Origin of the sequence: Paraburkholderia caffeinilytica, from assembly GCF_051027425.1 — a bacterium.
In the GTDB taxonomy this organism is placed as follows: domain Bacteria; phylum Pseudomonadota; class Gammaproteobacteria; order Burkholderiales; family Burkholderiaceae; genus Paraburkholderia; species Paraburkholderia caffeinilytica_A.
On sequence record NZ_CP186552.1, the window covers coordinates 2,499,424 to 2,516,268 of the forward strand.

Here is a 16,845-nt window from a genome sequence, read left to right on the forward strand (position 1 = left end):
GGTTCATGAGGAAGGAATATGCGATGGGGATAACATGCTGACGTTTGCGCTCGATCCGTCAGTGAGAGAAGTCAGGCCCGAGGTAGTTGACCCGGCGCGGCTGATACAACTCATTGGAGACCCCGCGTTTGCGGGTGCCGTTCTACACCAATTTGGTGCAACCCTGGAGGCGAGCCATTGCTCGATACTTACTCTTGATGCCGACAGCCAAACGTGCCGGATCGAGGCGGCGAGCTTCGAAGGCGAAGGTGCGCGCAGAGCAGGTGCAGCCTATGTGGGACAGGGATTTTTCACTCATGATAAAGCGTTGGCAGATCCGCGACTGCCGAACGTGTTGGGATTGCTGTACGTGCTGACCCGAGACGACGTATTGTCGGCCGAACATCGCAGGCTCTGCTATGACGAACTGGACATTCGCGAACGTTGCTCGATCGTGGCGCGCCTTCCGGACGGCGCGACGGTTTCCGCAAACTTCTATCGTTGCTCTTCGCGCGGACGATTCTCCGACAGGGATTTTAATTCCGCCAATGCCCAGTCGCCGTTGTTGCTAGCAGCGCTGGCGAAGCATCACCAATTCGTCACCGCGAACTCTCAGCGACCGGCTCCCGTCGCTGAGCCAGTCTCCCTGCTCACAAGCCGGGAGCGGGAAGTAGTGGAGCGGTGTGCACGCGGCAGTTCTGCAAAAGAGATTGCTCGCCACCTGGGTATCGCCGTTACGACTGTCAACACCCTCAAACAGCGCGCATATCAGAGACTCGGCGTACGCCGTCAGTCCGAGCTCATCGCGCTGCTCTCCGGTACGCGTCATTACAGTTAGGGACAGACGTTGACGTACTACTCACCTATCCTTGGTGCATCTCGATCTAATGCACCAAGGAGACAAGATGGGCAGTTTCGATACCGACAAGACGGGGGGCTACAGTCTCCCCGTCTTTCCGTACCGGCGTGCGCCGGAACTTGATACAGGTACGCGCCGCTATGATGTCGTCATCATCGGCGCCGGACTGGCGGGGCTCACCGCAGCGGTAGACCTCTCGTTGAAAGGCGTCCACGTCGTCGTTCTCGACGAAGACGATACGGTCGGTGTGCGCGGCGCATCGAGCCGCGGTATCTGCTATGCACAGCGAACACTCGAAATATTTGAGCGCTTCGGCATCGCTGAACGGATCCATGAAAAAGGGGTCAGCTGGTCAGTTAGCAAAACGCTTTCGGGCAGCGACGTCGTTTGCGTCACTGATCTCTCGACTGACCATGTTTCCTCCCAACCTCCGTTCATCAACATTCAGCAATTTTATGTCGAATGGTTTCTCGTGGACCGTTTCGATGAACTTGGCGTTGGAGAAATTCGCTGGCGCAACAAGGTTGTAGACGTCACGGCATTCGACCAGTTCACCCGACTGTCCGTCAACACCCCAGATGGCGACTACGAACTCGAAGCCACCTGGGTACTTGATGCCGAAGGCGCGAACAGTTTTGTGCGGGAGCGCCTTGGCCTTCCAGTTCAGGGGGAACGCGGATCTGATCGCTGGTGCATCACAGATGTGCGTTTCAAGCGCGACGTGCCACATGAGCGTCTGACCTGGATTGACGCGCCGTTCAATGAAGGCCGCGCAGTCTGGCAACATAAGATGGCCGACGACGTATGGCGGCTCGACTTTCAGATGGACCCCGATTGCGATCCCGCGGAAGTGAGTCGCGAGGAAGTCGCGCAGGACCGCGTGCGGCAAATGCTTGGGTCCGACACGGAATTCGAACTGGTATGGGTCGGCCCCTACTTTTACCGCACACAGTTGATGGACTCTTTCCGCTATAAGCATCTGATCTTCTTAGGGGATGCAGCACACGTGAAGAGCCCGTTTGGCGCTCGCGGAGGCAACAGCGGCATCCAGGATGCTGACAATCTTGGCTGGAAGCTCTCGCTTGTACTACGCGGTGTCGCGGGTGAAGCGCTGCTAGAAAGCTACGACGAGGAACGTCGTGCCGCGGCAGTTACCAATATTCGAATTACGCAACGCTCTGGCCGTTTCGTACGGCCACCGACGCGGGCCGAAAACCTGATGCGGCGAGCAGCGATCTCTCTGGCGAAATGTCATGCCTTCGCGCGCCCACTGCTAAACACCGGGAGACTTTGCACCGCTCACAACTACTCCGGAATGTCACTCATCGGCAATTCCCCACATGACGGACGTAGTGTGCCGAGCGTGTCTCTTTCGATTGACGGACGCCGGACCACGCTCATGAACCTGTGCTCAGAGGCCGGCGATCGGCTTTTAGTCATCCTATACAATGTATCGCCTTCTCCGGATCTCAGTGCACAGCAATGTCAGGCACTGGAGGCGGAGTTGCCAGTGTTGTTCTATCGAATCGGCAAAAGGTTAGGCGAGTTGACTTTCGACACCGCGGACCTATCGGGCTTGTTCGGACTGGCGAAGGGTGGCGCGGCGGTTTTGCGCCCCGATTCTCACCTGGCTGCTGTGCTCGAACGCCCGACGCTTCCGACGATACGCGACGCTGTCCTGCGCGCTCTCGGGCTGCCTGTTGCCGTGCCATCCTTCTCGGAATGAACACATCCATGACCCTCGAACCAAATATCGCCCAGCCCGACGACTTTTACGAAGCCATGCTCGACGCCCATGGCGGTTTGTCCGACCGCGAGAGCGCGCTGTTGAACGCAAAACTCGTGCTGCTGCTCGCGAACCAAGTCTCGGACATCGCAACACTGCGTCAGGCTGTCGCGTTGGCACGCGAGCACGTTAAAGCGGACGCCCTTCAATTTACCGAACAGGACTGACATGACAAACGCAACACCTGGACAAAACAACTCCGCACTCAAGCACGTTTCATTCGCTTCCGCGTCGGACACCCGGGAGCAGAAAGCACGCCTCGTTGAACTGGCGAAGGATGTATACGGTTTCGTCAGCGACTTCGATCCAAATTGCGGCTTTATCGTGGGCGAGGACGGCGTACTACTGATCGACACCCGCGCCACGCCGACACTCGCGCGGGAGTTGCGCGCGGCGGTGGAGAGCGTAACCGATAAGCCCATCAAATGGATTTTCCTAACTCACTATCATGCGGTTCGGGTGCTCGGCGCCAGTGCATTTGAAGGCGCCACGATTATCAGCAGCGCGGAAACGTATCAATGGATCTGCGAACGCGGCGAACAGGACTTCGCATCTGAAGCGGGCCGCTTCCCGCGCCTTTTCGGCGGGATCGATGAAATCCCCGGTCTGACCAGACCCCATCTAACTTTCTCAGGTTCGCTGGATCTTTTGATTAGTGGACGCAAAATTGAATTCCGGCATTTCGGTGCTGGGCATTCATTCGGTGACTCTGTATGCTGGTTGCCAGAAGAAAAAATTCTTTTTTCTGGCGATCTAGTAGAGAACCAGTGCGGTGTGTACGCTGGCGACGGCTATCTGCGCGCGTGGGGCAGGACGCTCGAGCGCCTGCTTGCCCTCGAGGCCGAAGTCCTCGTGCCGGGAAGGGGCGCGCCACTGCGCGGCGCTGAAGATGTCGAAGCTGCTATCGAGGGCACGCGACGGTTCGTCCAGACGATTATCGATACGGTCGGCCGAGGTATTGATGACAAGCTGTCTTTGAAAGAGTGTTATGCCTTAACGCTCGCCACGATGCAGCCCGAGTTTGGTCATTGGCCGGTGTTTCAACATGTGTTGCCGTTCGACGTTACACGCGCCTACGAAGAGTTGACCGGCACCGAACACCCTACGGTTTGGACTGCCGATCGGGATGCGGAGTTGTGGGCGACTCTGCACGGATGACAGCTGCGCCGCAGACACTGTACTGTGCTTTTGACACGGCGTGACGATACGCCCGGGCCGCCATCCTGCCCGGGCGAAATATACGCAAGCGATTTACGCAACGTCTGCCAGTCCCTTTTCCCCGACGTCGCGCACCGGAAGGTTTGATGTCTTTTCCGCGCCGCGGCCTTCTGCTGTCGTCATCAATCAGGACAGACGCCGACGGTCAGCATGCTTATCATACTACCAGGCCCACGACGTCAAACCAAGTTGGCACCAGCGGGCAACAAAACCTTCCCTGTTCGAGACCGGCACGCACTACGCGTGCACTATATTATCCCCGGAGACCGTCGCCATGAGCATCGTCGCGATACCTGAAGCGCTTCAAATCAATACGGAACAACTTCCATACGTCGACAACTGGGGAGCCCCCGGGCTGAAATTCCAGTTGCTAATGGCCGATGTGGAGAACGCCGTGTTCGCTGTTCACATCAAGTTCCCGCCGGGCATCCAGTTACCACCTCACCATCACACCGGGGCTGTCCATGCCTACACCCTCTCGGGTGAATGGGGTTATCTGGAGTATCCCGAGTCCTGGAGCAAAGCAGGCTCCTATCTCTATGAACCGCCCGGATCGGCTCATACGCTGAAGGTAGCGGACCATAACACTGAAGAGACATCGGTATTCTTTGTGATTCATGGCGCGATGCTCATTCTTGATGCGAGCGGCAAAGTCGCTTCCGTCCTGGACGCAGCCAGCCATATCAAGGATTGGGCAAAAGCACTTTCGGAGGAAGGCAAACCGGTTCCGAAGATAATCGTCGGGGGTTCCGCCCAGCACCGGCAGATTTGATCGTCTGTTAGAAGCCCGTTCGTGTGTCTACGCTGCAATCTGACTCGATCGGGCGCCCGCCCGTCTGGCTCCCGTTCCTGTCAGGTGCAGGACTGGGTCAACGGCCACGTATGCCAGGTGTCTATTCGCATCCTGATTCGACCAGCGTTCAGGGCATCGACTGCTGAGTGCCGAACCATCGCGCCACTACCGCGCAATGTCGCCAAACAGGTAGCCGCACCCGACCGGAAAAAACCATCAAGAGACCGTCCTCGTATTTGCAACACGCATTGCGACAGGGCGATAGATTTGCGAGTACAAAAAATAGGAGGAGAAATGAATCGAACATTATTGAAATTTGCAGTACTTTCTATTGCATTCTTGGGAGCAGACGCAACGGTGATAGCACCGGCTATCGAAACGATCAGCCAGCAGTTCCCTGGGCGAGATCCGAGCCTGATTCAGTCGCTGGTGACCTTGCCGTCGTTAACGATGCTCCTGACATCGATTTTTTTCGGAAAGTTATCGCGTCTCGCTAAACGCAAGACGTTGTTTCTCGCTGGATCGATATTTTTTGTGATTGGAGGTGTTGCGCCAACATTCATGAACGATCTCAATCTCATTCTTGCCAGCAGGTTGGTTTTCGGCGTGGGTCTCGGCATCATTAACCCATTGGGCAATCTCCTGATTTTTGATTTCTTCAAGGACAACGAGCGAGCGTCGATGCTCGGACTACAAGGCACGTCTAATAACCTCGGCGCAATGATTCTCCAGACCTTGGGCGGTCTGCTTTGTGTTATCAGCTGGCGCTACACGTTTCTGACCTACCTGATTATGGTTCCGATATACGCGTTTGTGCGGTTTGGCCTCCCGGAGCAGAGCAGCGCGAAACCCGAAGTTAGTTCCACCACCTATCCGGCGAGGTTGCCCTTTAAGGTTATTCTTCTGGAGCTGTCTCTCTTCGTATTTCTGATCTTCCTGACGGCCTTTTTCATCAATATTGCTATGCTGGTCGTTGGAGAAAAATTAGGAACGCCAGCGACGGCCGGGATTGCACTGTCTTCGTTCACCCTCGGCGCGATGATTACAGGGGTTTTCTTCGGCAAGATCATGTCGCGCATGAAGGCAAATACTCTTTCCTTTGGATGGGCCCTCGTCGGAATCGGGTTGCTTATCTTAAGCCAGGCTCACAACGTTAGCCTGATTTTGCTCGGGTGCTTCGTTACCGGCATCGGTTTTTCGTGTGTTATTCCAGTCACGTTTACATTGATATCAGATGGCATAGATCAGTCAGCGTCCGGCCTTGCTTTTGGCATTGCGTACACGCTTATGGGCATCGCTCAATTCTTCGCTCCAGGTTACTGGAGATGGGTGGGGTCATTGTTCGGTGAAAGTACTGGAAGATTTCCCATTCACGCCTCGGCGCTCATGTTAATAGCCGGAAGCCTGGCGCTCTTCTTCCTGACGAACATGAAAACATCCGCGTCATCGAGACACGTCAGCCGTCAGGAAGCAGACCTTTAACATCGACGGCGGGCCGCGATCCTGGTCATTCGAATTGATGAAGCCTGCTAAAAGGCCTTCCGTCCCGCCGTCATTAATTGCTTACCCCTACCGGAGAATTTCATGTTTGACAGTGAAGACCTTCTCAAGACTTGCCCTGCAACCGTGGAGCTCCACGAATGGTCCCTTCGGCTGCAACTGGCGGCCTTTTATCGTGTCTATCACTTCAACGGGTGGACCGACGAGATTTTCAACCATATCACTGTGCGCGTCTCTGACGGCCAATTCCTGATCAATCCGTTCGGGCTTAATTACAATGAAGTCACGGCGCGGAACCTCGTGAAGATCGACGCAGACGGCAATGTGCTCGACGGAAGCAACTGGCCAGTGAACCGCGCTGGATTCGTGATTCACAGTGCTATACATCGCGCACGCCCTGATGCGCACTGCGTCGTTCATACCCATACGACAAGCGGTATTGCCGTTGCATGCAAGGAAAATGGTCTCGCTTTTGACAACTTCTACGCTTCCTTCCTGTACGGTCGCGTCGCGTACCATGACTTTGAGGGGGTAACGGTACGTGACGATGAGCAGAAGAGACTGGTCGAGAATCTCGGCGACAGGTCCTGCCTGATCTTGCGCAATCACGGGTTGCTCGTCGCCCAAACTGATATTGCTAACGCGTATTACATGATGTACGTGCTGCAACGAGCATGCGACGTTCAGGTCGCTGCCGCCAGCATACCGGGGTTCAACATTCCGTTGACGAAAGAGGCTTGCGAGGTATCCATTAACGAGGGGAAATCCACTGATCCAGAGGGCGACCTTTACAACAAGGTATTTGAAGCTGCGGCCCGTAGAGCCGGGGTAACTCTCGCGAGTCTTCTAGGCTAACGGTTATATGAGATTTTGCATACCTCTGGGCAATGTCACCAGCGTGATCGTCGGCGCCCGCACTCCCGAACAACTGCGCGACAACCTGTACGCCGCGCAGCTCTCTCTCGACGCGGCCGAGCTGGGCCGGCTTGACGCGGCCGGTCGCCCGGCGCCGCAGTGCCCGGGCTGGATGGTCGACTACGGCACGGCCCAACGCGTGCCGCAGCCGTTCGTCGCGAAAGCCCGGGTGGGGCTAGGAGGACGATCGGACTCCTATCCTTTGGCAGGTGATTCGCCCCCCGCCTCGGCGCACCATACAGGCTGGACATCAGTCGGAGTAGGAATGCCAATCAGCCTGTACTTCCGCGAGGTGCTCGCGCTGGCCTTCATCGACCACACCGAGGCGACGCCGGGCAGCCAGGTCGAGATCGTCTGGGGCAGTCCCGGCACGCCGCAGACCACGATCCGCGCCACAGGTGCCCGGGGCCCCTACAAGCAGGACAATCACCTAAATCCCTCTGAACCGCAAGATATCCCCAGATGAACACTCCTCCCAATTTCGTGATGCGCCTAGCCTGCGATAACCGGCCCGGCATCGTAGCCGCGATGACCGGCGCGCTGTTCCAGGCCGGCTTTAATATCGAGGACTCGCAGCAGTTCGACGACCAGGGCACCGACCGCTTCTTCGTCCGCGTGGTCTTCAGCCGGGACGCGGCCTGCGACGAGGACGGAGTGCGCCAGCTGATGGCGCCGGTGGTGGCCGAGTTCGGCATGGACATCTCAGTGCACGACCTGCGTCGGCGCCGCCGCGTGCTGCTGCTGGCCTCGAAGCAGGACCACTGCCTTGCCGACCTGCTGTACCGCTGGCGCACCGGCGAGCTGCCGATGGAGATCGTGGGACTGGTGTCCAACCATCCGAGGGACACCTACGCCCACCTCGAGCTTGACGCCATCCCTTTCCACCACCTCCCGGTGGAGAAGGACCGCAAACCCGAGCAGGAGGCCCGGGTGATGAACGTGATACGCGAAACCGGCACGGAGCTGGTGGTGTTGGCGCGCTACATGCAGATCCTCTCCGACGATCTATCGCGCCAGCTGGCTGGTCGTTGCATCAACATCCATCACAGCTTCCTGCCTGGCTTCAAGGGCGCCAAACCTTACCACCAGGCGCACGAACGCGGCGTCAAGTTGATCGGCGCGACCGCCCACTACGTCACCGCCGACCTTGACGAAGGCCAGATCATCGAGCAGGACGTCGAGCGCATCAGCCACCGCGACCAGCCCGACGTGCTGGTGCGCAAGGGCCGCGACATTGAGCGCCGCGTGCTGGCCCGCGCCGTGCGTTACCACCTGGAAGACCGGGTGATCCTGAACGGCAGCAAGACGGTGGTGTTCCCGGAATGAGCGCCTCTCTGATTGACGGCAAGGCCTTCGCGGCCGGGCTGCGCCAACGGGCATCCGACGCGGCTGCGCGCTTCACGGTGCAGACGGGGCGCCCGGTCGGCCTCGCGGTGGTGTTGGTCGGCGACGACCCGGCCAGCGACCTCTACGTGCGCAGTAAGGCCCGCGCCTGCAAAGAGGCCGGCCTGCACGGCGTCGAACACCGGCTGCCGGTACAAACATCGCAGGCCGACCTGTGCGCCCTCGTCGAGCACCTCAACACCGACCCCGCAGTGGACGGTATCCTGGTGCAACTGCCACTGCCCCCCCACATCGACGAAGCGGCAGTGCTCGCCGTGGTCTCGCCTGAGAAGGACGTCGACGGCTTTCACGTCGTCAACGCCGGCCGGCTGGCCACCGGCGCTAGCGGCTTCGTGCCCTGCACGCCGCTGGGCTGCCTAATGCTACTGAAGGACCGGCTCGGTCCGTTGGCCGGGCTAGACGCGGTGGTCGTGGGCCGCTCGAACATCGTCGGTAAGCCGATGGCGCAACTGCTCCTTGCCGAACACTGCACCGTGACGGTGGCGCACTCGCGCACCGGCGACCTCGCCGCCGTGCTACGGCGGGCCGACATCGTGGTCGTGGCGATCGGCCGGCCGCAGGCGATTCCGGGCGACTGGCTCAAGCCGGGCGCCACCGTGATCGATGTAGGCATCAACCGCCTGCAGCCGGACGCGGAAGGCCGCAACCGGCTCGTCGGCGATGTCGACTTCGCGTCGGCAGTAGCGGTCGCCGGTGCGATCACACCCGTGCCCGGCGGCGTCGGGCCGATGACGATCGCCGTGCTGTTGTGCAACACGCTGCAGGCCGCGCACCAGCGCGCCAACCTGCCCCTTCCGAACCTGGCCTGACCTGGCCACAAGAAAAGGATCACCCTCATGTTTCCCCAACTGAACAGCCCCCTGTTCGAAGGCGCCACCCTCCTGTTCCCGATGGGGCCGGGACTGGTACTGCCCTACGAGTTTGACGGCGTGCGTGTCGAGGCGGCCGCCTGCCGGGATGCCGCCTGGATCGGCACACAGCTGATGATCTCGCCGATCTACGACATCAAGGGCCCCGACGCGATCAAGTTTCTTAACTCGGTGTGTATCAACGACTTCACCAAGCTCGGCGAAAACGGCGTGCGCCATGCGGTGATCTGCAACGAGCGCGGCCAGATCATGACCGATGGCGTAGTGATGAAGCTGGGCGAGCAGCACTACCGTACCTACTGGCTGAACCCGCCGATCGAGTTCCTGGTCGAGACCAGCGGCCTGGACGTGCACGGCGAGGACGTCAGCTTCACCGAATATTTCATCCAGGTTGACGGCGAACGTTCGCTGGAAATCCTCGAACGCGCCTGCGGCCACGACCTGCACGACATCGACTTTGCGCGCCATCGCATGACAAAGATCGGCGACAAGGATATGCGGGTGCTCCGTCTAGGCATGTCGGGTGGCCTCGGCTACGAGGTGCACGGCCCGATCGCCGATTTCGACGAGGTCTACAGCAAGATCTGGGAGGCCGGCAAGGCGCTCGGCGCGAAGAAGCTGGGCATGCATGCCTACGCCGGGCCGAACCACACGCCGGGCGGATTTCCCAACATCTTCATCCACTACCCGCTGCCTTGGTTCGAATCCGAACAGGGACGCTTCGCTGGCTTGACCGACTTCCTGATGCAGCGCCCGGCGCAGGCCAGCTTCAGCGTGCACCGCCAGCTGCGAGGCAGTGTCGGGGCCGAGCTCGACGTGCGTTTCGTGACGCCCTACGACGTGGGCTGGGGCAACCTCGTCAACCTCAAGAAGCCCGAAGCCTTCATCGGCCGCGAGGCCCTCGCAGCGCAGGCCGAGCAGCCGCCTCGCACCGTCGTGACACTCGAATGGAACGCCGAGGACGTGGCCGCCGTCTACGCCACCCAGCTGATGGGCCGCGACATCGAACCCTGCGAGGAAATCGACCGACCGATCGACCTGTACTATCAGGACTTCGCGCTCAGCATGGGCCAGCCCGGCAGGGGTTTGATCTACCGCGCCGACCGGGTGATGGCGGCCGACGGCCGCGCGATTGGCATTAGCACTGGGCGCACCGTCGACTATCATTCGCGGCGCATGCTCTCTCTGGCCTTCATCGATTCGGCGCACGCCGTCGAAAGCCGCGAACTGACGCTACTGTGGGGCACACCGGACAAGCCGCAGAAGGAAATCCGCGTCACGGTGGCACGTTGTCCGTATCACGACGCCATCCCGAACGGACTGCGCGACGTGTCGGACATTCCGCGGCTCGCGTGACTTCGTTGACGCCCTGCTAACCGGGACAGGGGGGTAGCCCTTAGGCTACCCCCTCCCACATACGGTTCTGGTGCAAATAGGCTCATTGGACCGGTTAGAGTAGCGATCCAATCAATCTGGTGGGCGGTGATGAACAAGGGGAAGGGTCTGGAGGGGTTGTTCGAAGGTCGGCCTCTTTGATCGGGAGATCATTGTTCTGTGTGTGCGCTGGTACCTTCGCTACAAGCTCAGTCTGCGCGATCTGGTCGAGATGATGGCCGAGTGGGGATTGTCGCTGGCACACACCACGATCATGCGTTGGGTAAAGCGCTTTACGCCGGAGTTCGCCAAGCGCTGAAACCGGTTTGGCATACCCACAGGCCGGTCATGGCGTGTTGACGAGACCTATCTGAAGATTCGCGGCAAGTGGGTCTATCTCTACCGGGCGGTAGATCGGGCCGGCCAGACAGTGGACTTCATGCTCAGGGCGAAGCGCGATGTGAGCGCGGCCAAAGCCTTTTTCAGCAAGGCCATCAAACATCCGGGCCAGCCACCGGAGACGATCACGCTCGATGGGTATGCCGCCTCGCACCGGGCCGTTCGGGAGGTGATCGCTGACGCTCTGCTGCCTGAGGGAATGGAAGTGCGCTCCTCGAAGTATCTGAATAACGTGATCGAACAGGATCATCGAAACATCAAGTCCAGAACGAACGTGATGCGTGGATTCAAACGATTCCGGTGTGCCCGGATCACGATTTCAGGCATCGAGTTGATGCACCACATCCGCAAGGGTCAGTTCAATCTCCGCACTCTCGGACTCAAGGATATTGCTGCACCCGCGGTCTGGAATGCTGTCCTGTTCAATAAATAGCGCATCCTTATGTATTGAGGATGTCTCAGCTTCAGCAGCTGTTTGCACCAGAACCGACGAAACCGTAGAGCACGCTTTCACCGAGCTCCCGGGCGGATCTCAATCCCATGCCTCCGCCGACTCCGTGCAGGCTACCGTGCATTGCAGCCCTTGCATGCGGCCGGCTTCGTCGATGGCTGCTTCGAGCGCGGCAAACGGATATGGCTTCAGCTCGACCGCCTCCAGTGGCAACTGACGCGAGGCCACCAGCGCAACGAGCGCCAGATAGTCGGCCGGCGTGTACATGAAGTGGCCGATCAACTCCCAATTGTTCTGCAGCATCTGGCGATAGGGAATCGGCAGATCCACCAGCATGCTGCCCATCAGCACCAGTCGGCCCGCGCGGCGCAGACTTCTGAGCGTCGCAAGCGTGGCATTCGCATCCTCCGCGTTGCCGACCATGTCGAACGCGAGATCCGCGCCGCCGCCGGCGGCTGTCCGGATCGCCTCCACATCCTGCCCGGCGTCGCCCGACAACACGACCGGCACGACCCGGCCTCGCCCCAGTTCGACGAGCGCCTGCAACGGTTCGAAATGCCGGCCGAGCGCGACCACCCGGCTCGCGCCCATCGCCAGCGCGGCGAGCATCGCGGCCGAACCGAAATAGCCAGTAGCGCCGTTCACGACGACCGTCTCCCCCGCCGCCAGCCGCCCGCGCCGCAGGCCGCCGAACGGCACCGCGAACTTGCCGAGCACCGCGAGACGTTCGGACGTCAAGCTGTCGAGCCCGTCGAGTGCAATCAGCGTCGACGCCGGAAATTCGGCCAGTTCGCGCAGCGTGCCGTGCGGGAATTCGGCGAGCATCGGCGCGCTGTCGGCACTGACGCCGGTCAGGCCTATCAGCACCTGAGCGGGCTCGCGCACCGCTTCGTTCGCGAGCCAGTACGGATTCACCGCAACGCGCTGGCCCACGCGAAACGCCACTACGCCCTCGCCGATCGCCGCAACGCGGCCGATGCCGTTCGTCCCTGGCGTGAACGGCCCCGGAGGATACGAATATGGCAGCTTGCCTTCGATATACGTGCGCATGTAGCTGAGCAGCGGCACCGCTTCCATTCGGACCACCACTGCGCCGCGGCGCGGGTTCGGCGACGTCGCGCAGCGCAAGCGGCTTGCCGGGCTCATAGAGTATCCAGGCTTTCATCTTTCGTCCCTCAGGTTGAGTTGGAGTGGGTTGAACTCTAGCCGCGGGCTACGTATTCTGGAAATCAATTACTGACCAAATACTGATATGCGACCTATCACCATGATTGATCTTCGTGGCATCGACCTGCATCTACTCGTGTCGCTCGACGCGTTGCTCACCGAATCCAATGTCACACGCGCTGCGGAACGCCTGCAGCCGACGCAGATTGCCCGGCTAGCCCAGCGCTACAGCGACCGACTCGACATATTCGAACTGCCGTTCGATGCGCGCAGTTTCACGCTGTTCGCCGCGTGGCATCCACGTAATTGGGCTGCCCCGACTATCGTCTGGTTGCGGGACGCGCTAACAGCCGTCGCGGCCAAAGCGGGCTGTCGGCTTGGGCCTGCCGCGGGGGCGGCATAGCGACGTGACACGGGGAGTCTGCCACGAAACGCTATTTTCATCACTACGCAGTCCACACGAATTTCGCGCTTCAATCCACCCTCCCCTCTCTACTCCGCAAGATTTCGCCCTTTAATGGGGCGCCTTAATGATTCGGACTAAAACGCACGCCAGTTACCCACTAAGCCTCACCGGACAAGGATGCGGTCTAGTCCGTGAAATGGCATCCGATTTCCGTCATGAGCGAACGATACGTCTTTCATTTCATTGACGGTGCGATGCCGCTATCGTACGAAAGTCCATATTGTGATGGTCACCCCAAAATGCTTGGCGAAACACATGGGCCCGCCCCAAGGATTTCGACTTTACCCACGGGACGGCATCTGAAGCTGGCTTTGACACGCCAGATCAAGCGATAGGTTGCAGTCGCTGTGAAGTGCGTACGCAGCCCTGCCAACTACCGGTCAACCGTGTGCGTGGTATAGCAGTCACTGGACAGCACGCATCAAAAACGTGGAAATATAATGTGCGATCTCTAACGGCCGGTCGTTAATCGCGAAATGTCCGGCCTCCAGCAACCGGATCTCCGCATCCGGTTGCTCTTGCAGGACAGCTTTCGCGCCTTCGATCGAGAAGATCGGGTCGTGGATACCCCACACCACCAAGGCCGGCGGGCGGTGGTCGCGCAGGTACGCCTGCCACCTGGGGTATGCCGTAACGTTCGTCTGGTAGTCGTAGACGAGGTCGAGTTGAATGGCATCCATGCCGGGGCGCCTTAGGAAGGCAAGCTCGTCCATCCAGAGGTCGGGATTGAAGCGCTCAGGGTCCGGACGACCTCCCACGTGCCGCCCCACGCCCGACTGTACCGAGTACATGCTTTCGCGGACCTCACGCTCGTATTGAGTACGATCGGCCCAATACGCGCGACGCAGATTCCACACTGGAGTAAGGCCTTCTTCGTGGAGGACGGCGTTTTGGACGATCAGCGCCTGCACGCGCCCGGGCCTGGCAAGCGCCACCCGGAAGCCGATCGGGCCGCCGTAGTCCTGCAGGTACATGCTGTACCGCTCCAGGCCCAGCGCATCCGAAAAATCCAATACCGTTTGTGCGAGGTGGTCGAACGTGTATGGCCAGACCGAACGGTCAGGAGCCTCGGAGAGCCCGAAGCCCGGGTAATCAGGGGCAATGAGCCGATAGTCCTTCGCCAGTAGCGGCAGCAACGGCTCGAACATGCGCGAAGACGACGGATAGCCGTGCAGAAGCAACAATACTGGCGCATCCTGGGAACCCGCTTCCCGGTAAAAGATGTTGATTCCACCCACATCGACGGTCTTGTACCGAACGGTCGCCAGGTCAGCTGTTGAGACGGATGGACCGCTTTGAATTCTTTGCATTCCGATTTACTCCAGTTAACCCGATGCCATCACAGATGGTGTAGCGAGATTAAACGGTCAACGCAGCGTGCGTCGGTTTATCCCATTCCTGGCGCTCATGGAATGCACTCAGGCATTCACCATGATGCAATTCTCGGCCTCTGCATGTTTGGGACATAGTGACCAGCTTGCCAATGTTCGTTAGAGTCTTGCCGAATTGTTTTGGACAGTCAAGATGGACACGCGAAGCATCGCAGTAGTCGCATTCGATGGGATTAGTCCATTCCATCTCTCATTGTCTGCCATTGTTTTCGAGGTGGAAGCCCTCCTTTCATTGCGGAGCCGACTGACGGACTTCGCTTCAAAGCCCGCATTAGTCAACGGTCGCGCGGCGAAAACCGACACGGCACTCAATCAACGGTGTGACGCTCTATGATTGATCACTGACTGCGCATTTCATACAGTCGAATTTCGTAAAATAACCGGATCGGCAGATGAGTGACTACGAGAACGAGAGCGCGGCCGGCGAGCGTACAGCACCTGTTCAAGTGTATCCAGAACGAAGTCCGTGGTCATCGACGAGTTGACGCACCAGCCGACGATGCGTCGGGCGAACACGTCAATCACGAACGCCACGTAGAGCCAGCGCTGCCACGTCGATAGTGGAGTAAGAGACAGGGCGTAATCGAGCTATTTCCCTACCCCTCCTCCCCGGTTGGGTCGAGAACTGGCGCGCGCACCGGTAGGCGCCGGCGGTGATTCCATCGCTTTCGCGATTGCCCGCAATCCGGCAACCATAATCACGTTTCCGGCTCCCGCCACATCGAACGCAGCTTGCCGATTTCCCGCAACAAATGTGGTCGATCACATTTTGCAGAGGATTTTTTGTTTATCGGTCGCGGCTTCGGATGCATGAGTCGAACCGGCGAAGTCATCCCTCGACCGATAAACAAAAAATCGTTTGTGCTGAACCGCTCCGCAGGCGGTCGCCTGTATGGGCATTGAATGGCCACCGAGGTCATCCAGCGCGCGCCACCCGCGTTGGCCGGGCACCGGACGATGATGAAGCTGAGTGGATGAGTGCGTGAGGGTGATGCGAGCGTTGACCCGGTGAGATTAATGATGCAGATTCCGGGGCATTTTCCTACAGCAAGGAGTCGATGCCGCAAGGCTGGGCGCGTTGCCATCCGGAATGCATGGAAACGTGACCGGCCGTGGTGCGAACTCGCATCAGTGAACATGGCTTTGTCAACTTGTCGAGGTTGAGGCGGAAGGACGGCAGCAAAGAGCATCCGTCAGAAAGCCTAGAACGGATTTCGGGTGACTTCGGTGATTTCTGCTTGACTGCGGAAAGCGGTCATCGAATGGCCCGTTGACGTTAAATTTGATAAACTTTTTGGCGGCCATCTGTTTGACGCTGTGGTCTTGCATGGGGCGAAGAATTCACTGCTTCGGCCTTGGCCTCTGGCTAGCTGAGTCAGCGAACCGCCTTCCCGACCTACATGTTCCAGCTACGGCAACTGAAAATCTTCCTCGCGGCAGCCGAGACCTTGAGCTTTACGAGAGCTGCCAAACAGGTACACCTGTCGCAACCAAGCGTTACGGAACAGGTACGGGCACTCAAGCAGAGTGTCGGGCAGCCGCTGTTCATTCGCAAAAACAACCGCCTGATGCTCACTGCGGCCGGCGAAAGGCTGGCAGGTCGTGCACGCGAGTTGCTCGCAATGGCCGACAATACCTTCCGGGTGGTTTGAGACAATCTCGACGAGAAAGGGGGCACGATCCGCGTCGCAGCACCGCAAACCTTGCGCACCTGCTTGCTTATTCCGGTGCTCAACCGCTTTGTCGAGCTGCATCCAAGAACCCGGGTCGAGATTCGGGAAAGAAACTCCTCAGCGACCGCTCAGGCGGTGCTCGGCGGGACAGCCGCCCTCGATCTGGTGCACGGATGGCCGGCGAACGACGCCAACCTTCAGGCCGACCTCGTCGCACGGGACATGCCAGTTGTCGTGATGCCCCCAGGCCATCCACTCAGTAGGGCCGCTGACGTAAAGCCCGATGCGCTGGCGGCATTCCCGTTAATCGTCACCATGGAGGGCTGCCGGTATCGCGAATACCTAGATGCCCTGTTGCAGGAAGCCCCCGTGCGCCCTTGTATCCGCGGCGTGGCCGACAGCGTGCAAGCCTTGGTACAGATGGTGTCCGCGGGCCTCGGTGTATAGATCCTGCCGAGGATGGCCGTGGACACCGCTGAAACGGCGCTGCGTGTCGAGTTGCGCGCGCTGTCAACGATTGGCGATGGTCTACCCATCTGTCTTCTCACCGTCGGTCGAGAGCCAACGCGCCACATGGCAGCATTTATCGAGATGATTCGTC

16 protein-coding genes and 2 pseudogenes are annotated in these 16,845 nt (G+C 59.3%); 15 read left to right on the top strand and 3 right to left on the bottom strand.

The annotated features are described in order from the left end of the window. The first annotated feature begins 34 nt into the window (after window positions 1-34). The 12 genes and pseudogenes from ACOSV0_RS10905 (at window position 35) to ACOSV0_RS10960 (ending at window position 11,529) form a co-directional block, all read left to right on the top strand. Window positions 35-817 (top strand): response regulator transcription factor, encoded by a 783-nt coding sequence (locus ACOSV0_RS10905; protein WP_434106194.1) that lies wholly within the window; start codon window positions 35-37, stop codon window positions 815-817. Window positions 818-884: 67 nt separating this feature from the next. After that, entirely contained in the window at window positions 885-2,564 is a 1,680-nt protein-coding gene (locus tag ACOSV0_RS10910) for an FAD-dependent oxidoreductase (protein WP_434106195.1), read from the top strand. Between the two features lie 8 nt (window positions 2,565-2,572). Next, entirely contained in the window at window positions 2,573-2,791 is a 219-nt protein-coding gene (locus tag ACOSV0_RS10915) for a DUF2783 domain-containing protein (protein ID WP_434106197.1), read from the top strand. A 1-nt stretch (window position 2,792) separates the two neighbouring features. Then, a complete protein-coding gene (locus ACOSV0_RS10920; protein ID WP_434106198.1) occupies window positions 2,793-3,782 on the top strand; it encodes an MBL fold metallo-hydrolase in 990 nt (329 codons plus the stop codon). Between the two features lie 334 nt (window positions 3,783-4,116). Then, on the top strand, window positions 4,117-4,614 hold the full coding sequence (locus ACOSV0_RS10925; RefSeq protein ID WP_434106199.1) for a 2,4'-dihydroxyacetophenone dioxygenase family protein: 498 nt from the start codon (window positions 4,117-4,119) through the stop codon (window positions 4,612-4,614). A 315-nt stretch (window positions 4,615-4,929) separates the two neighbouring features. Further along, complete coding sequence (locus ACOSV0_RS10930; protein ID WP_434106200.1) at window positions 4,930-6,117, top strand: MFS transporter; 1,188 nt, start codon at window positions 4,930-4,932, stop codon at window positions 6,115-6,117. Window positions 6,118-6,219: 102 nt separating this feature from the next. After that, window positions 6,220-6,990 carry a class II aldolase/adducin family protein gene (locus ACOSV0_RS10935; RefSeq protein WP_434106201.1) on the top strand — a complete coding sequence of 257 codons (771 nt, stop codon included), beginning with the start codon at window positions 6,220-6,222 and terminating at the stop codon, window positions 6,988-6,990. A gap of 7 nt (window positions 6,991-6,997) precedes the next feature. Beyond that, the gene (locus ACOSV0_RS10940) at window positions 6,998-7,516 is read left to right on the top strand and encodes a hypothetical protein (protein ID WP_434106202.1); all 519 of its coding nucleotides are present in this window, start codon (window positions 6,998-7,000) and stop codon (window positions 7,514-7,516) included. Further along, window positions 7,513-8,376, top strand: coding sequence for a formyltetrahydrofolate deformylase (purU, locus tag ACOSV0_RS10945; protein ID WP_434106204.1), 864 nt, complete (start codon window positions 7,513-7,515; stop codon window positions 8,374-8,376). Before ACOSV0_RS10940 ends, purU begins: the two co-directional genes overlap by 4 nt. Continuing rightward, on the top strand, window positions 8,373-9,263 hold the full coding sequence (gene folD / locus ACOSV0_RS10950; protein WP_434106205.1) for a bifunctional methylenetetrahydrofolate dehydrogenase/methenyltetrahydrofolate cyclohydrolase FolD: 891 nt from the start codon (window positions 8,373-8,375) through the stop codon (window positions 9,261-9,263). The genes purU and folD overlap by 4 nt, the downstream gene beginning before the upstream one ends. 27 nt (window positions 9,264-9,290) lie before the next feature. Continuing rightward, complete coding sequence (locus ACOSV0_RS10955) at window positions 9,291-10,679, top strand: hypothetical protein (RefSeq protein ID WP_434106206.1); 1,389 nt, start codon at window positions 9,291-9,293, stop codon at window positions 10,677-10,679. 129 nt (window positions 10,680-10,808) lie between these two features. Then, window positions 10,809-11,529: pseudogene (locus ACOSV0_RS10960) on the top strand (IS6 family transposase). Between the two features lie 99 nt (window positions 11,530-11,628). On the opposite strand, the gene ACOSV0_RS10965 reads toward ACOSV0_RS10960, so the two are convergent. Then, complete coding sequence (locus tag ACOSV0_RS10965; protein WP_434106207.1) at window positions 11,629-12,693, bottom strand: zinc-binding dehydrogenase; 1,065 nt, start codon at window positions 12,691-12,693, stop codon at window positions 11,629-11,631. A 121-nt stretch (window positions 12,694-12,814) separates the two neighbouring features. Here ACOSV0_RS10965 and ACOSV0_RS10970 point away from each other — a divergent pair, with 121 nt between their 5' ends. After that, complete coding sequence (locus tag ACOSV0_RS10970) at window positions 12,815-13,117, top strand: hypothetical protein (protein ID WP_434106208.1); 303 nt, start codon at window positions 12,815-12,817, stop codon at window positions 13,115-13,117. 467 nt (window positions 13,118-13,584) lie between these two features. On the opposite strand, the gene ACOSV0_RS10975 is transcribed toward ACOSV0_RS10970, so the two are convergent. Beyond that, window positions 13,585-14,490 carry an alpha/beta fold hydrolase gene (locus ACOSV0_RS10975; RefSeq protein ID WP_434106209.1) on the bottom strand — a complete coding sequence of 302 codons (906 nt, stop codon included), beginning with the start codon at window positions 14,488-14,490 and terminating at the stop codon, window positions 13,585-13,587. 498 nt (window positions 14,491-14,988) lie between these two features. Continuing rightward, window positions 14,989-15,138 (bottom strand): annotated as a pseudogene (locus ACOSV0_RS10980) (DDE-type integrase/transposase/recombinase); the annotation flags it as partial. Between the two features lie 833 nt (window positions 15,139-15,971). Between ACOSV0_RS10980 and ACOSV0_RS10985 the strand changes: the two are divergent. Next, window positions 15,972-16,223, top strand: coding sequence for a LysR family transcriptional regulator (locus ACOSV0_RS10985; RefSeq protein WP_434106210.1), 252 nt, complete (start codon window positions 15,972-15,974; stop codon window positions 16,221-16,223). 63 nt (window positions 16,224-16,286) lie between these two features. Then, window positions 16,287-16,691: a LysR family transcriptional regulator substrate-binding protein gene (locus ACOSV0_RS10990; RefSeq protein WP_434106211.1), complete on the top strand. Its 405-nt coding sequence runs from the start codon at window positions 16,287-16,289 to the stop codon at window positions 16,689-16,691. The last annotated feature ends 154 nt before the right edge of the window (window positions 16,692-16,845 follow it).

What these genes read in the sequence shown, in the direction of transcription:
- ACOSV0_RS10940 (WP_434106202.1), top strand. Translation starts at nt 6,998, where the DNA reads ATGAGATTTTGCATACCTCTGGGCAATGTCACCAGCGTGATCGTCGGC.
- ACOSV0_RS10920 (WP_434106198.1), top strand. Translation starts at nt 2,793, where the DNA reads ATGACAAACGCAACACCTGGACAAAACAACTCCGCACTCAAGCACGTT.
- purU (WP_434106204.1), top strand. Translation starts at nt 7,513, where the DNA reads ATGAACACTCCTCCCAATTTCGTGATGCGCCTAGCCTGCGATAACCGG.
- ACOSV0_RS10965 (WP_434106207.1), bottom strand. Translation starts at nt 12,693, where the DNA reads ATGAGCCCGGCAAGCCGCTTGCGCTGCGCGACGTCGCCGAACCCGCGC.
- ACOSV0_RS10985 (WP_434106210.1), top strand. Translation starts at nt 15,972, where the DNA reads ATGTTCCAGCTACGGCAACTGAAAATCTTCCTCGCGGCAGCCGAGACC.
- ACOSV0_RS10970 (WP_434106208.1), top strand. Translation starts at nt 12,815, where the DNA reads ATGATTGATCTTCGTGGCATCGACCTGCATCTACTCGTGTCGCTCGAC.
- ACOSV0_RS10975 (WP_434106209.1), bottom strand. Translation starts at nt 14,490, where the DNA reads ATGCAAAGAATTCAAAGCGGTCCATCCGTCTCAACAGCTGACCTGGCG.
- ACOSV0_RS10915 (WP_434106197.1), top strand. Translation starts at nt 2,573, where the DNA reads ATGACCCTCGAACCAAATATCGCCCAGCCCGACGACTTTTACGAAGCC.
- folD (WP_434106205.1), top strand. Translation starts at nt 8,373, where the DNA reads ATGAGCGCCTCTCTGATTGACGGCAAGGCCTTCGCGGCCGGGCTGCGC.
- ACOSV0_RS10930 (WP_434106200.1), top strand. Translation starts at nt 4,930, where the DNA reads ATGAATCGAACATTATTGAAATTTGCAGTACTTTCTATTGCATTCTTG.
- ACOSV0_RS10935 (WP_434106201.1), top strand. Translation starts at nt 6,220, where the DNA reads ATGTTTGACAGTGAAGACCTTCTCAAGACTTGCCCTGCAACCGTGGAG.
- ACOSV0_RS10955 (WP_434106206.1), top strand. Translation starts at nt 9,291, where the DNA reads ATGTTTCCCCAACTGAACAGCCCCCTGTTCGAAGGCGCCACCCTCCTG.
- ACOSV0_RS10925 (WP_434106199.1), top strand. Translation starts at nt 4,117, where the DNA reads ATGAGCATCGTCGCGATACCTGAAGCGCTTCAAATCAATACGGAACAA.
- ACOSV0_RS10910 (WP_434106195.1), top strand. Translation starts at nt 885, where the DNA reads ATGGGCAGTTTCGATACCGACAAGACGGGGGGCTACAGTCTCCCCGTC.
- ACOSV0_RS10905 (WP_434106194.1), top strand. Translation starts at nt 35, where the DNA reads ATGCTGACGTTTGCGCTCGATCCGTCAGTGAGAGAAGTCAGGCCCGAG.